General features: G+C 69.7%; 10 protein-coding genes. 5 read left to right on the top strand and 5 right to left on the bottom strand.

From position 1 onward, the window contains the following. Positions 1–193: 193 nt before the first annotated feature. A complete protein-coding gene (locus tag ODE13_RS10090) occupies positions 194–2,185 on the top strand; it encodes a primosomal protein N' (protein ID WP_322479166.1) in 1,992 nt (663 codons plus the stop codon). A gap of 47 nt (positions 2,186–2,232) precedes the next feature. Here ODE13_RS10090 and ODE13_RS10085 read toward each other — a convergent pair whose 3' ends face one another. After that, positions 2,233–3,192 carry an alpha/beta hydrolase gene (locus ODE13_RS10085; protein ID WP_322479165.1) on the bottom strand — a complete coding sequence of 320 codons (960 nt, stop codon included), beginning with the start codon at positions 3,190–3,192 and terminating at the stop codon, positions 2,233–2,235. Positions 3,193–3,356: 164 nt separating this feature from the next. Between ODE13_RS10085 and leuS the strand changes: the two genes are divergently transcribed. From leuS to ODE13_RS10065, 4 genes are all read left to right on the top strand, one after another. Next, on the top strand, positions 3,357–5,882 hold the full coding sequence (leuS, locus tag ODE13_RS10080) for a leucine--tRNA ligase (protein ID WP_322479164.1): 2,526 nt from the start codon (positions 3,357–3,359) through the stop codon (positions 5,880–5,882). Positions 5,883–5,885: 3 nt separating this feature from the next. Further along, positions 5,886–6,902 carry a DegV family protein gene (locus ODE13_RS10075; protein WP_322479163.1) on the top strand — a complete coding sequence of 339 codons (1,017 nt, stop codon included), beginning with the start codon at positions 5,886–5,888 and terminating at the stop codon, positions 6,900–6,902. 123 nt (positions 6,903–7,025) lie between these two features. After that, positions 7,026–7,856 carry a ComEA family DNA-binding protein gene (locus ODE13_RS10070; RefSeq protein ID WP_322479162.1) on the top strand — a complete coding sequence of 277 codons (831 nt, stop codon included), beginning with the start codon at positions 7,026–7,028 and terminating at the stop codon, positions 7,854–7,856. Further along, on the top strand, positions 7,850–10,621 hold the full coding sequence (locus tag ODE13_RS10065) for a ComEC/Rec2 family competence protein (RefSeq protein ID WP_322479161.1): 2,772 nt from the start codon (positions 7,850–7,852) through the stop codon (positions 10,619–10,621). Before ODE13_RS10070 ends, ODE13_RS10065 begins: the two co-directional genes overlap by 7 nt. A 123-nt stretch (positions 10,622–10,744) precedes the next feature. Here the strand turns inward: ODE13_RS10065 and rpf are convergent, their stop codons facing one another. The 4 genes from rpf to ODE13_RS10045 all read right to left on the bottom strand — a co-directional run bounded on the left by rpf (position 10,745) and on the right by ODE13_RS10045 (position 15,449). Beyond that, the gene (gene rpf, locus ODE13_RS10060) at positions 10,745–11,527 is read right to left on the bottom strand and encodes a resuscitation-promoting factor Rpf (RefSeq protein ID WP_322479160.1); all 783 of its coding nucleotides are present in this window, start codon (positions 11,525–11,527) and stop codon (positions 10,745–10,747) included. Between the two features lie 394 nt (positions 11,528–11,921). Next, positions 11,922–13,148 (bottom strand): FAD-binding protein, encoded by a 1,227-nt coding sequence (locus ODE13_RS10055; RefSeq protein WP_416210666.1) that lies wholly within the window; start codon positions 13,146–13,148, stop codon positions 11,922–11,924. Between the two features lie 334 nt (positions 13,149–13,482). Further along, positions 13,483–14,961: a Mur ligase family protein gene (locus tag ODE13_RS10050; protein ID WP_322479159.1), complete on the bottom strand. Its 1,479-nt coding sequence runs from the start codon at positions 14,959–14,961 to the stop codon at positions 13,483–13,485. Continuing rightward, complete coding sequence (locus ODE13_RS10045; protein ID WP_322479158.1) at positions 14,958–15,449, bottom strand: DUF6326 family protein; 492 nt, start codon at positions 15,447–15,449, stop codon at positions 14,958–14,960. The genes ODE13_RS10050 and ODE13_RS10045 overlap by 4 nt, the downstream gene beginning before the upstream one ends. Positions 15,450–15,480: the final 31 nt, after the last annotated feature.

The following is a 15,480-nucleotide window of genomic DNA, read 5'->3' as shown; positions in this document are numbered from 1 at the left end:
GATCGGCGGCTGGTGCACGGCTCCGTCCTCCCGGCGAGGACGGGGGCCGTGGCATCCGCCGGACTTCCTGGGTGTCAGCCCGGGCGCGTAGCATCGTCCGGTGAGCAGGGCCGGCCGTGCAGGACTCCCCGAGAGCGTGTCTTCACCGGGCCCCGGACGCGGTGACGCCGCAGGACAGGACAGGGGGCGGGTGATGGCGGAGCAGGACGATCAGCAGCCGGCGCTGCTGGATGCGCTGGCGCCCCCGCCGCCGGCCCGGCTGCCCGCCGGAGCCGCCGAGGAGCTGCCGGTCGCGCGGGTGCTCCTGGACTCCGGGGTGCCCCACCTGGACCGTCCCTTCGACTACGTCGTGCCGCGGGACCATGCCGGGTCCGTGGTGGCCGGCAGTCGGGTGAAGGTCCGATTCTCCGGGAGGGAGATGCTCGGCTTCGTCGTGGAGCGCCGTGCCGCACCGGGCACCGCCTCCCGCCTCTCCATGATCCACAAAGTCGTCTCGGCGATCTCGGTGCTCTCTCCGGAGGTCCTCTCTCTGGCTGAGAAGGTCGCGGAGCGCGGCGCCGGGGTGACCTCCGACGTGCTGCGTGCAGCGATCCCTCCACGAGTGGCCAGGGTGGAGAAGGAGTTCGCCGGGCTCGTGGCCCCCGAGCCGGTCCTCACGCCGGCGGAACCCGGCCCGCGTCGAGCCGGGCTGGCCCTGACCTCCTACGGCGAGCAGGGCTGGGCCGCGCAGATCGTCGACGCCGTGCGCCGCTGCCTGGAGGGCGAGGGCGATGCCGTGGTCGTGCTGCCCGACGCCAGGGACGTGGAGCATGCCGCCGCGGCGCTGGAGGCCGCACTGGGAGAGGAGCAGGTCGCCCGGCTGACCGCCGACGTCGGCCCCACACCCCGATATCGGGCGTTCCTGCGCCTGCGCTTCGGGATGGCCCGGGTGGCGGTGGGCACACGCTCGGCCGTGTTCGCCCCGGTGCCGCGGCTCCGGCAGCTGATCGTCGTCGACGACGACGACCCCGCGCACTCGGAGCCGCGCGCCCCCTACCACCACGTGCGCGAGGTCGCGCTGCAGCGCACCGTGCAGACAGGATGCTCGCTGCTGTTCCTCTCCACCTCCCGAAGCCTGGAGGTGCAGCGGCTGGTGGAACGCGGCTGGCTTCAGGAGACCGCACCAGATCGGGACTCTCGCCGGGAGGCCTCCCCGCTGATGATGGCCACTGCGGACTCCCACCATCGGGAGCGGGATCCGATGTCGCGCCAGGCGCGCCTGCCGGCTGCGGCCTACCGGGCGGCACAGCAGGCGCTGCAGCATGGACCGGTGCTCGTGCAGGTGGCGCGTGCCGGCTTCATCCCGGCGGTGCTGTGTCAGCGCTGCCGGTCCCGTCAGCAGTGTCCGTCCTGCCATGGGCCGCTGAGCCTGCCGGCGCATCATGAGCAGTCCGGCACCTTGCGGTGCCGCTGGTGCGGGCTCCACCACCGCGGACACCGGTGTGTGGAATGCGGCCATGACCGCTTTCGGGCCGGGGTGCGCGGAGCGGATCGGACCGCTCACGAGCTGGGGCGGGCCTTTCCCCACATCACGGTGATCTCCTCCACGGCGGATCATCCGGTGCGCACGGTCTCCTCCGACCCTGCCGTGGTGGTCAGCACCCCGGGGGTGGAGCCGATCGCGGAGGACGGATACGCGGCCGCGCTCCTGCTCGACGGGGACGCGCAGCTCAGTCGTGAGGGCCTGGACGTGCCGCGCAGGGTGCTGGCCCGCTGGTTCCGGGCCGCGGCTCTGGTGCGCCCCTATGGGGAGGCCCCGCAGCGTTCGGGTGCCGTGGTGGTCACCGCGGAGGTCGAGGAGCTCACGGCCGCCCTGGTCCGCTGGGATCCGGTGTCCTATGCCCGCCGGGAGCTCTACCGGCGGCTCGAGCTGGGGCTGCCCCCTGCGAAGCGGATGCTCAGCCTGACCGCGGAGCCTGAGGACGCCGAGGCCTTCACCCGGTCAGCCGGGCTGCCGGAGGGCGTCGACTGGATCGGGCCCTCGCCCATGGAGGACGGACGGCACCGGTACCTGCTGTTCTTCGGCTATGCCCAGGCCCAGGAGATCATCGCCGAGCTGAGCCGGCTGCGACGCACGCAGAGTGCCCAGCACTCGGCCCGCGCGGTGCGGATCGTCGTCGACGACGTAGACGCCCTGCAGGTCTGAGAAGCTCTGAGCGGGTCTGGGCTCCGGAGGTGTGCGCCGGGGCAGGATCACAGCCCGCGCAGGAACCGACGGATGGCACGTGCCGTCTCAGCAGGCTTCTCATAGTGCAGCAGATGCCCGACACCGCGGATGACCTCCATGCGGCACTGGGGGAGCCGGCCGGCGAGCCGCTGACGGCCCCGCAGCGTGCTGAGCTGATCGCGGGCTCCGACCACCAGGAGGGCAGGGAGATCCAGCCGTTCGGCGAAGCTGGTCACAGTGGTCCGGCTGGACGAGCGGTAGGCCTGCAGCACGGTCTCGCGGTCGGCGAACCCACCGAAGTGCTGCTGATGCTGATCTCGGACGTAGCGGACGACATCGCGGTCCCGAGAGACGATCATCGTGAGATTGGTCACTCCGAGTATCAGTGGTGAGCGCAGCAGGGCCAGCGCCCAGGGCTCCGGAAGGCGGCCGCAGACCCGGTAGTAGGCCTCGACGGCGGCGGCTCCGGGGAGCAGCCTGCCGGTGAAGATGCCGTCGCTGATGGGATTCAGCAGCCCCAGGCCCGCCCAGCGGCGGCCCTCCGGGAGCGACTGCTGCCAGGCCGTGTGGGCGGCGGCGACGATGGAGCCGAAGGAATGGCCCAGCAGGACGTCCTGGTCGTCGAGGTCCAAGGAACGGGCCAGGGCCTCCACCACCCGGGCGTAGGTGTCGGCGTCGTGCACCCCTGAGGGGAGGGGTGGGCTGGCGCCGAATCCCGGGAGGTCGGGCACCAGGAGCTCCTGCTCCGGCAGGGCGTCCACCACCAGCTGCATGCCGTGGTGGTCGCCGCGGAAGCCGTGGATGAGCAGCAGGCGGCGTCGTGGCCCCCGACGACGGCGCACCGGTGGGTAGTGCCAGAGCGACACCGGGCAGGTGGTGGTGACGCCGTCGGCCAGAGTGACGGTCAGGATCAGGGTACGGAGCTGCCCGGGCCGGGAGGGATGCTCGCTCCAGGGAGCCGGGGAGGGGCGGGAGGGCAGAGGCACGAGACCAGCGTAGCTGTGCCGCCTGGCCATGATTCGTCACTTAGACTGGGACGGGCTGGAGATCGCGTGGCCCTCCGGTGCTCATGCCCGGAGCCGCGCCGGCCCGAACGCCCCATGAACGACCCTTGACCGTCCCCGATGACCGACCACGAGGTGCCCCCCAGGTGAGCAACGCGAGCGAGTCCGCCGCGGCAGAGGCCGCGCAGACCTCCGAGAAGCCCAAGCCGTACGACTTCGCCGAGATCGAGGCGCGCTGGCTTTCGTTCTGGGAGGAGGACGGCACGTTCGAGGTGGACCCCGAGGACACCCGTGAGCGCCGCTACGTGCTGGACATGTTCCCGTACCCCTCCGGTGACCTGCACATGGGCCACGCCGAGGCCTTCGCCATCGGCGACATCCCGGCCCGCTACGCCCGCCTGCGGGGCTGCAACGTGCTGCACCCGATCGGCTGGGACTCTTTCGGGCTGCCCGCTGAGAACGCCGCCATCAAGAACGACGCGCACCCGGCGGACTGGACCTACGCCAACATCGAGACACAGGCCGCGTCCTTCAAGCGCTACGCGATCAGCACAGACTGGTCCCGCCGCCTGCACACCTCGGATGAGTCCTACTACCGCTGGACCCAGTGGCTCTTCCTGCAGTTCCACCGTCGCGGTCTGGCCTATCGCAAGGACTCGCCGGTCAACTGGTGTCCGAAGGACCAGACCGTGCTCGCGAACGAGCAGGTCGTCGACGGCGCCTGTGAGCGCTGCGGCACCCAGGTCATCAAGAAGGCACTGAACCAGTGGTACTTCAAGATCACCGAGTACGCGGACCGGCTGCTCGACGACATGGATCAGCTCGCCGGATATTGGCCCGAGCGCGTGCTGAGCATGCAGCGCAACTGGATCGGGCGCTCCACCGGTGCCACCGTCCGGTATGAGATCGAGCCGGTCACCGACGGCGCGGACGTCGCCCCGATCGACGTCTTCACCACTCGGCCCGACACCCTCTACGGGGTCACCTTCATGGTGGTCGCCGCCGACGCCGACCTGGCCCAGCAGCTCGTCACCGAGGAGCATCGCGAGGAGCTGGAGAGCTACCGGACCGCTCTGGGTCACGTCTCGGACATCGAACGTCAGTCGGCCGACCGGGCCCGCACCGGAGTCTTCCTGGGGCGTCACGCCGTCCACCCGATGACCGGTGAGAGGCTGCCCGTCTGGGCCTCCGACTATGTCCTGGCCGACTACGGCACCGGCGCGGTCATGGGTGTTCCGGCCCATGACCAGCGTGACCTGGAATTCGCCCTAGCCATGGGCCTGGACGTCCGCGTCGTCGTCGAGACTGGGGAGGAGCATCCTGCGCAGTCGGGGTCCGCCACCTCCGGTGAGGGCACCCTGGTGAACTCCCCGGCCTGGGACGGACTGGGCAAGGAGCAGGCGGTCCCTCGTGCTGTGCAGGTGCTGGAGGACAAGGACCTGGGCCGCGCCACCGTGAACTATCGGCTGCGTGACTGGCTGCTGTCCCGCCAGCGCTTCTGGGGCGCGCCCATCCCGATCGTGCACTGCCCCAGCTGCGGCGAGGTCCCGGTGCCCGAAGAGGAGCTGCCGGTGCGGCTTCCCGCCGACCTGCGAGGTGAGCAGCTGGCGCCCAAGGGGAAGAGCCCGCTGGCCGCGGCGGAGGAGTGGGTCTCCGTGGACTGTCCCGGCTGCGGGGAGCCCGCCACCCGTGACACCGACACCATGGACACCTTCGTGGACTCCTCCTGGTACTTCCTGCGGTTCCTGAACCCCCAGGACGACGCTCGGGTCTTCGATCCCGCCGAGGCAGACCGTTGGATGCCGGTGGACCAGTACGTCGGCGGCGTGGAGCACGCGATCCTGCACCTGCTCTATGCCAGGTTCTTCACCAAGGTCATCCACGACCTCGGCCTGATCAGTTTCGACGAGCCGTTCAAGGCCCTGATGAATCAGGGCCAGGTGCTCAACGGCGGCAAGGCGATGTCCAAGTCGCTGGGCAACGGGGTGGACCTCGGCGAACAGCTGGACGCCTACGGGGTCGATGCGGTGCGCCTGACCATGGTGTTCGCCTCCCCGCCGGAGGACGACGTCGACTGGGCCGACGTCTCGCCCTCGGGGTCGGCCAAGTTCCTCGCACGGGCCTGGCGCGTCGCTCAGGACGTCACCAGCGACCCGGGCACAGACCCGGCCGACGGCAGCGATCAGCTGCGCTCGGTCACCCATCGGACCGTCGCCGACGTCGAGCAGCTGCTCGAGGACCAGAAGTTCAACGTGGTCATCGCCCGCCTGATGGAGCTGGTCAATGCTGTCCGCAAGGAGATCGACTCAGGTGCCGGCCCTGCCGACCCCGCGGTCCGGGAGGGTGCGGAGATCGCCGCGCGGATTCTGAGCCTGGTGGCGCCCTACACCGCTGAGGACATGTGGGCGATGCTCGGCCGAGAGCCCTCCGTTGCGAACGCCGGATGGCCGAGCGTGGATCAGAGCCTGCTGGTGGAGGACACCACGACCGCGGTGGTGCAGGTCAAGGGCAAGCTGCGCGACAAGCTCGAGGTCGCCACCGACATCAGCGCCGAGGATCTGGAGGCCCGCGCACTGGCCCTGCCGAAGATCCAGAAGTACATCGAAGCCGACGGCGGTGTCCGGAAGGTGATCGTCCGGGCGCCCAAACTGGTCAACGTGGTCACGGGCTGACCCATGGACCCCGCATCGGCGGCCCACCGGGACGAGCTGCTCGCGGCCTGGATCCGATCCTCCCGGGGCCCGCTGGCAGGGGGCGGACCTCGCCGTGCCGGCCTGTGGGGAGCCCGCCGGCGGCGTGGCGGCATCGCTGTGGTCACCGACTCCTCCTGCTCCCTGCCCTCCGAGCTGTTGGAGGCCGCCCGGGTGCCCGTGGTGTCGGTGCCGATCCCGGTGATGATCGGGGAGCAGATCTACACCGAGACGGCCGGAAAGGCGCGCGGGTCGGCCGGTGCCGGCACCCCGGGTGATCAGACGGAGCTGGACCGGGACCTGGCCCTGGCGGTGGCGCAGGGGATCACGGTGCGCACCTCCCGTCCTTCTCCGGGGCGGCTGGCGCAGGCCTTCACCGCTCTGCAGGAGCAGGGCTGCGACGGCATCGTCGCGATTCATCTCTCCTCGAAGCTGTCCGGGACGGTGGACGCGGCTCGTCTCGCCGCGGGGGAGGTGGACATCCCTGTGCGCGTGGTGGACTCACTGCAGACCGGAGCCGCTCTGGGACATGCCGTCCTCGACGCCGCGGCCGCAGCCGGCCGGGGCGCGGGCCTCGAAGGGGTCGCCGAGACCGCCGAGCACAGCGCCCGTGGAGGCACCTCGTTCTTCGTGGTCCCGAGTTTGGAGCAGCTGCGCCGCGGAGGGCGCATCAACGCGCTGGCCAGCCTTCTGGGCGGTCTGCTGTGGGTGAAACCGCTGCTCGGTCTGCAGGACGGCGAGGTGCAGCTGGTGGAGCGGCCGCGGACGATGCCTCGCGCCATGGAACGGCTGATGGCCCGGGTGGAGGAGTCGGCCGCAGGGATGGAGCGGCCTCGCCTGGTCGTCCACGCCTTCGGCAATGCCTCCCCTGCGGTGGAGCTCGCCGACCAGGTCGCCGGCCTGTCCTCGCGCCCCGTGCCGGTGGTGGACCTGCCCCCCTCGCTGGCTGCTCATCTCGGGCTGGGGGCGCTGGCCGTGTGCCTGACTCCCGAGCCCGGGTGATGTCCGTGCGCGGTGGCTGGCTGTTCCTCCACAGGAGGGCTGCGGGGGCCGTGACACGCGGACCCCTCCACAGGGCCTGCTGAGCCTCTGCGGGCGGTGCCACGGGGCTCCTACCGTGGTCGCATGGAGGATCCAGGGCTCTGGGACGAGGAACCGGTGCTCTCCCGTCGAGAGAGGCTTCGCCGGGAGCGGGAGGCCGCTCATCAGCGACCCGTGCGCACCCGTCTGCGCATCACTGCCGCGGCGGCGCTCGTGGCCGCCCTCCTGGCCTGGCTGCTGGTCTCATGGGGGACAAGCTCTCCGTCCTCCTCCGAGCCGCTGCCCGAACCCCCGGAGCTGAGCGGCTCCGACGACGGCGGTTCGCGGCCCCGGGAGACTCCGCCGGACGGAACAGCGCCGGCGGAGACGCCGGACGAGGCGGCGGACGGGGAAGGGGACTCCACTGGGGGCCCCGGGGAGGAAGAGGCTCCGGTGCTCGTGGTCCATGTGGCCGGGGCGGTGAAAGAACCCGGGGTGGTCGAACTGCCCTCCGGTTCCCGGATCCATGACGCGCTGGAGGCGGCGGGTGGTGCTGTCGACGGCGCCGCACTGGAGGCGCTCAATCTGGCCGCCGAGGCCGTGGACGGTTCCCTGATCCACGTGCCCACCCGGGAGGAGGTCGACGCCGGTGGGCCGCCACCCATTTGGCCCCAGGACGGTGCGGGCCAGGACCCTGCGGGCCAGGATCCATCGGATGGGTTTCCCTGGGACGGCGCAGAGGAAACTCCGGTCAACCTCAACGAGGCCGATGCTGGGCAGCTGGAGCAGCTGCCCGGCATCGGACCCGCCCTGGCCGAGCGGATCGTCGACCATCGCAGCGATCAGGGCCCCTTCGGTTCGCTCGAGGAGCTGGCCGGGGTGCGGGGGATAGGCCCGGCGATCCTTGAGGACATCGCTGACCAGGTGACATGGTGAGGCATCTGCCACCCGGACACGTCACCGAGGGTGAGCTCCGCCGCGGCGCACCGGCCCGTCCAGTCCCTGATCCAGACGGAGACGGCCTCCGCGGCAGGGAGGCTGGTCACCCGGCACGGCCAGTCGATCTGCGGCTGCTCCCCGCCGCCCTCGTGGCCTGGGGCGCCGCATGGATCACCATCCAGACCTCTGTGGCGACGGCTCTCGGGCTGGGTGTGCTCCTCGGCGGGGTGGGGGCTCTGCTGCTCGGTGTCCTGGTCCTCCTTCATCGGATGATGTCTCCGGATCGGTGGGCGGTCCTCGCCGCGGTGCAGGTGGCGGTCTGCTGCGTGGCCGGGGGCTCCGTGGCCCTGAGCGCGCACCAGACGCACCAGCGGGTGGAGGTCACTGGGTGGGAGGAGGCGGTCGAGGCTGAGGTCCCGATCCGGGTCGAGCTGCGCGTGGTCGGAGCACCCCGCGAGGCGGCCCGTCCTGGCCCCGACGGTGCTGGCCGCGCCGTGGTCCGGGCCAGGGTCAGCGCCTTCGAGCATCGCTCTGCCCCGCCCGAAGACCACATGGCACAAGGAGAAGATGCCAATGGCTCATCAGCGTCACATGTCTGGCGACATGTCCAGACTGACGCCGTGCTTCTGCTCGACGCGGACGCGGCGACGGAGCTGCAGGTGGGCGAACGGCTCCACGGTCTGGTGCGGCCGATCGGCACTGAACCAGGGGATAGGGCCACTGCCCTGCTCATTCCTTTCGGCGTCGATGCCCTGACACCCTCCTCCGGAAATCTCGAGGACGAGGAGCGGGCCGTCTCCAGAGCCGTCGAATGGTGGAGCGAGATCCGCAGGTCGGTGCGCGACGGCACCATCGAGGCCTCAGGACCGGCGGCCGGAGACGCGCCCGAGCTGCTCCCTGGGCTCATCCTCGGAGACAGGAGCGGCCAAGGTCACGACCTGACCGAATCGATGCGAGCAGCTGGCATGACGCACCTGACGGTGGTGAGCGGAACCCACTGCGCGCTGGTCATGGGAGCGTTCCTGGGTCTGCTGCGCCTGCTGAGGACGCCCCGGCTCCTGGGTCTGCTCCTGGCGCTGCTCGGGCTGGTGCTCTACGTGGGCCTGGTGGATCCCGCCCCGAGCGTCATCCGGGCGGCGGTGATGGGCGCCCTGGGAGCCCTGGCCCTGTTCTCCGGGCGTCGCCGGGCATCGTTCTCCCTGCTGTGCGTGTGTGTGCTCGGCATGTTGATCTGGGATCCTCACTACGCTGTGGAGCCTGCGATGCAGCTCTCAGCTGCGGCGACGGCAGGAATCATCCTCACCGGGGCGCGCATCCAGGACGTGCTCAAGCGCGTGCTGCCGGGGATCCTCGCCGGTCCTGCGGCGCTGGCCTTGTCCGCTCAGCTCTTCGTCACTCCCGTGCTGCTGCCCCTGAGCGGCGGCCTCACCACCTATGCCGTGCCGGCCAACATTCTGGCTTCGCCGCTGCTGCCGTTCGTGACGGTGCCGGGGTTGTTCGGCGCGCTGCTGTCTCCGGTCGTGCCGGACTTGGCAGGAGGACTGCTCTGGCTCTGCGGGTTTCCGGCGGCTGCCATCGGATGGATCGGACGCCGGGCGTCCGCCCTACCCCAGGCGGTGGCGCCCTGGCCCGACGGGCTGACAGGCGTCGCGCTGGTGGTGGCCTATGTCATCGCTGTGGTGCTGCTGGCCCGACGCCTGGTGACTGGACTCCCATCGAGTGAGCCGGCTCAGACGGAGGGACGGCGCCATGCAGGGCCACGGTCAGGGCCTCCTCGCCGAACTGTCCTCGGGCTGCTGCGCTCCGGAGCTCCTGTGTGGTCCTGTGCGGCCGTGGCGGGGGCACTGACGGCCCTGGTGCTCCCGGGGAGGCTCCCCGGGGCCACAGGCGCCCCTGAGGGCTGGAGCGTGGTGATGTGCGATGTGGGGCAGGGCGACATGCTGGTCGTGCGCAGCGGCGCGCGAAGCGCCGTGGTCGTCGATGCGGGGGAGGAGCCCCACCTGGCGGATGACTGCCTGAGCCGCCTGCAGGTGGAGACCGTGGACACGCTCTTCATCACCCATGAGCACCGCGATCACTACGGCGGCGTCCCGGGCGTGATAGAGGGTCGTGCTGTGCACGAGGTGCTGTACGGCGGCAGCGCGGACTGGACGCCCCGGGCCGAGCCGGAGCTCGAGACCGCGCTCGATGACGTGCGGGTGCGTCGGGTGGGTCCCGGCGAGACCTCAGAGTCTGGGAGGTCGGCGGGGGAGCCGTCCAGTATGGCAGGAGAAGAGACGATGGGGGCTGGACTGTCCGAGGCCAGGGCCCGCTGGCAGGTGTGGCTTGCCCACCAGCACTATCCGGAGCCCAACGACAACTCGCTCGTCGTGCTCTTCGAGCTGGAGGACGGTGAGGCCGAGTCGCAGTCCCGGGGCGGTCGCGATGATCCGTGGCGACTGCTCGCCACCGGTGACCTCGAGGAGGACGCGGCCCGGCTGGCGATCCGGACCGGCGCCCTGCCTGAACATGTGGACATCCTGAAGGTCGCCCATCATGGTGCCGCGAACGGCGGCACCGAGACGCTGGAGAGCACCACCCCGGAGATCGCTCTCATCGGTGTCGGGGAGGACAACTCCTACGGGCATCCGGCCCCCTCCATCCGCCAGGCTCTGGGTGAGGCGGGGACGAGCGTCTACCGCACTGACCTTCATGGCGGGATCGTGCTGCGCCTGGGGGAGGACGAGATCGAGGTCGAGTCGCTCGGAGCAGTTGCGCCGTGAGTCTCACCTGCCCCAGACACGCCGAAGGCGGCCCCGGCAGAGGATGTCTGCAGAGGCCGCCTTCGGGTGCGGCAGTGGCGGGTCAGGGACCGGCGCCGCTGTCCTGGGTGTTCAGTCTCTCGATCAGAGGACCGGGAGCTTGAGCTCCTGGCCGACGAAGATCAGGTTCGGGTCGTCGATCAGGTCAGCGTTGGCGCCCCACAGGTCGCGCCAGTCCTCGACACCGAGAGCGTCGGAGATCTTGGTCAGCGAGTCGCCGGCGGTGATCGTGTAGGTCTCGTCCGAGACCTCGACCTCAGCGTTCGGCTCAGCCGACGGCGAAGACGGAGCCGGAGCCTCCTCCTGCACGGGAGCCTCCTCCTGGACCGGAGCCTCCTCCTGGACCGGAGCCTCCTCCTGCACCGGGGCCTCCTCCTGCTGAGTCTCCTCGGCCGGAGCCTCCTCCTGCACGGGAGCCTCTTCCTGGACCGGGGCCTCCTCCTGCTGAGTCTCCTCGGCCGGAGCCTCCTCCTGCTGAGTCTCCTCAGCCGGAGCGGAGTCGTCGGCCGGAGTGGAGCTGCCCGGGCTGCCCGAGATGCCCAGGCTGGCGGTGCATGCGGGCCATGCGCCCCAGCCCTGGATGGCCTGCAGCTTCTCGGCGCGGTGGATCTGCTCCTGCTTGGAGGCCTCGTGCGGGTAGCCGGAGCCGCCCACGGCCTGCCAGGACTGCAGGTTGAACTGCAGGCCGCCGTAGTAACCGTTGCCGGTGTTGATGGACCAGTCGCCGCCCGACTCGCACTGGGCCAGCTGGTCCCAGACACCGGAGGCGTTGGCGGCCGGGGCCGCAGCAGCGACGCCGGCGCCGGCGAGGGTGGCAGCCGCCAGGCTGCCGCCGACGATCTTCTTGAAAGTCTTGTTGGTCTGCATTAGGCAGTAGCTCCGAAGTCCCCGACACTCGGACCCTCCCGGGCCTTCCTCATGTCACCGTCCAGCTTCATTCACGTCGAATCGTGGTCACGTTCACCAGGGCCGACACAATGGACGGTGACGGGGAGTCTGTCGGCCCCTGTACTTCCGCAACGCCGGCGTCGTCGATCCGGTGCGAACCAGATCACGCCAACATCACGGAAGATGTCCGCCACCTAGTAAAAGGTCTCAGAACGATTGCGTCAACCTGGCCGATCCGGCGCGTCGGGGGCCATAACCCCGGAATCATGCCGATCCACCCTCGTTACCGTCTCGTGATCTAAGTTCCTGTGAAAAACGTGTGAGTGAGGTCGCGCCCCGTGACCCGCTGCACGATCCACCGTGACGTTCCAGGTCAGAGGCCCAGCGAGGCCAGGAAGTCGTTGCGCAGTGCGCCCTCCGGATCGAAGCGGTCACGCAGACCGGCGAAGTCGTCCCAGCGCGGGAACCGAGACCGGACCTCCTCCGCAGGGAAGGTGAACAGCTTGCCCCAGTGGGGTCGGGCCGAGGCCGGAAGTGCCTCCTCGAGTCGGGGCAGGAGCGCCGTGACGGCGGCCTGCTCCGGGCGCCAGGTGAAGTGGAAGCCCACGGTGTCCTCCTCGTGAGCGGGGCTGAGCCAGAGCCTGTCTCCGCTCATCGTGCGCAGCTCGTTGGCCTGCAGCAGGGGACGGATCTCCGTGGCGAGTCCGCGGACCGCCTCCAGGGCGGCAGCGGCATCTCTGCGGGGCACCAGGTACTCGGTCTGCAGCTCGGCGCCGGCGGACGGGGTGAAGCCCAGCTGGAAGTGGGGGAGGCGGTCGTACCAGGGGCCGGGGATCCCGCCCTGCTCGGAGCAGGACTCTGCAGAGACTCCTGGGAGCGGGTGTCGTTTCTCCGTCGCACGCCGGGCGCCCAGGAGCTCCACCAGGTCATCCGACTCAGCCTGGGTGACCTGCGCGGGCACAGCAGACTTGACCCAGATCTGGTCGGCGACGTCGGTGCGGCTCCAGGTGGTGAAGATGCTCACGCTGCGACCGAGGCGGGTGACGTCGTCGAAGTTCTCCAGGACGGCCTCCCAGCGTGGCTGCTCCAAGACGGTCTGGGCGATCTCGTAGGTGGGCTCCACATCGAGCTCCAGGGTGAGTATCGCGCCGAGTGCTCCCAGGCTGACCACGGCCCCGTCGAAATTCGGCTCGCCGCGGCGCAGGGTGTGGATGGTCCCGTCGGGGGCCATGATCGTCAGGGTGCGCACCGCAGAGGCCAGTGTGCCGATCTGGTCGCCGGAGCCGTGGGTGCCGGTGGACACTGCGCCGGCCACCGAGATGTGCGGCAGGGACGCAAGGTTGCCCAGAGCCAGACCCTGCTGGTGGAGGTTCGGGGCGAGGTCGCCGTAGCGCATCCCTCCGGCGACTGTGACGGAGTCCTGATGGACCTCCAGAACCGGGGGCATCAGATCGAGGCAGATCAATGTGCCGTCGGTGTCGGCGATGGTGTTGAAGCTGTGCCGGGAGCCGAGGAGACGCTTCGGCCCAGGGCGCGTCATGGCCGCCCTCAGCTCGTCGACGGAGCGCGGGTGGAGCACCTCGTGTGCCCGATAGGTCAGGTTGCCTGCCCAGTTGTGCTCTGCGGGCCCGGGGGTCGTCCGGGTTCGCTGTGGCCGCCCGCTGGTCGCGGCTGACGATTCCTGGTGTTCAGTGTTCCCCGGGTGCTGGTCCACGTCGTCCTCCGCCTGTCGCTGTTCGCTGGTGTCGCGTCCGGCAGGGCTTCGGCCACGGCGGTGCCGGACTCCTCGACGCCGGTGGCGCCCTGCCCCGATCATCGCTCAGTCTTGCAGATCGGACGCGCTCGAGGAGGAAGATGTACAACGATGTAAAAGGGTCGTCGCGGGGAGTTGGCTTCCCTTGGAGCCAGCGTCGTCCAGGCATCAAGGGCCATCCTCAGCGCGGCGGTACGGGTGGCGTGGTCTCCGGGTCCGGGGCCAATGACGACCTGAGCGATCTCACGAGCTCATGGAGGGCGGTTCCATGGGAGGACTTCACGATGACAGTGTCGCCGGCTCTGAGGTCAGACAGTACGGTGCGTGCCAGCTCGTCGAGATCGCTCCAGTGGGTGCTGACGAGCCCCCTTGTGGCAAGTGCCGCATGCAGGTGCCGCATGTCTGTGCCGTACAGGTGTGTGACCTGGGCACGGGACTCTGCGACGGCCGAGGCCAGTGAGGCATGGAGTTCAGCAGACGCGGTGCCGAGCTCGAGCATGTCACCGAGAACCAGGATCACGCGACCAGCACCGAGGTCAGGGACCTCGGCTGCCGCCTGCAAGGTGACCTTCATCGATCCGGGGTTCGCGTTGTAGGCCTCATCGACCACCGTCACCGCTCCGCCGTCTGGCAGGCCCAGTGCATGGGAAGCGCCTCGACCGTCCAGGGTGGCGAAGGTGGCCAGCGAGTCGATGCCGCGCCGCCAGCCGGGGAGTCGGTAGCTCCGCAGGGTGGCGATGACCGCCAGGCTGTTCAGCGCCATATGCTTCCCGCGCGCCCCGACCGTGTAGGCGATGCTCTCTCCGGCGACTCTGGCTGTGACCTCACCGGTCTCAGACCTGTACTCGAGGAGGCGGAGCGCCGCATGAGGCGATTCACCATAGGTCACGAGCTGGCATCCCTGATCTGCAGCACGCTCCACCAGGATCTCCGCGCGTGGGGCGTCGAGATTGATGACCGCAGTGCCGGCCGTGGGAGGCCGGTCGAAGATGTGCGCCTTCCGGGTCGCCACAGCTTCGAGGTCGCCATGCTGATCGAGATGGGCCTCGGCGATGGACGTGACGATGGAGACGTCTGCGGAGACGGTGAAGTCGTTCGCGAGATACTCTGCAAAGGCTCCGCCGGCGATCTCGACGACGGAGTGGCGCACCTGGGGCGACCTGCTCAGATACTTGGCCGCGTCTGTCGAGACGTTGAAGGACTTCGGGCTGGACCTGACCCGAGCCCTGGGAGCGGCCGCGCGCAACGCGTGTGCGAGCATCCGCTTGGTGGTGGTCTTGCCGGAGGATCCGGTGATGGCGGCGATCTTGGACAGACCACGTGAGTCGCGCAGGACACCGGCCACACGGTAGAAGGTCTCCTGGGCCGTAGGTCCGGACAGGACCTTCTGGCCGGCCAGGGCAGGGTGAGTCGCACCCGCGGAGCTGGTGATGAAGCCGGCGACACCGCTTGCCGCCGCAGATCGGACCCAGTCCACCAGGTCATGCTCTTGCTGCTCCCGGATGCGAGCAGGTGCCGCACCGTGCCACTCGTCGTCGATGATGGTGGCGAACTGGTCAGCGATCCTGCCTTGGCCCCGCCCCAGCTGGACGCCTTCAATGCGAACTTCCAGGTCGCCCTGGAACGCGTAGCCGCCCCAGGCTTCAAGGCGCGCGATCACGCCTGCTGCTGGGCACGAGGGGCTCCACGGTCCTGGGTGGTCACCGTGGTCGCCGACGGTGCGGTGCGGGGCCAGGTCCAGGCCGAGCGGAGGATGTAGGCGAGGATGATCAGTTCGAGCACGACGCCGAGGCCCAAGAAGTACAGCCAGGACCCGCCGACCAGGTTGAACGCCGAGACGGGGATGTAGAGCGATGCCACGACGAGGTTGATCGTGCGGCTGGCACGGGCGGGCAGCGCCATGGAGAGCAGGATCATGAGGATCGGGATCCCCACGAGTACGAGCGCACTGACGACGAATGTCTGGCTGGTGTCGAATTCGAAGACGACGCCGGCCAGGATGTCGTCGATGATGCCGGGCTTGTACAGGTGGAGGTAGTCGACGTAGATATAGAAGAACATGAAACTCGTCCACGCTGCTGCAAGCTTGACTTTCACCGGCAACCGCAGGTCTTCCAGCGCGGTGGCGGTGGGTTGATGGGTTCTCATGATGAGCTCCGTTGTCGTGGTGAGGATCGGT

Source organism: Nesterenkonia sp. HG001 (assembly GCF_034438835.1).
In the GTDB taxonomy this organism is placed as follows: domain Bacteria; phylum Actinomycetota; class Actinomycetes; order Actinomycetales; family Micrococcaceae; genus Nesterenkonia; species Nesterenkonia xinjiangensis.
The sequence above is the reverse complement of the archived record's forward strand: the minus strand, read 5'-3'. Positions and strand labels throughout refer to the sequence as shown.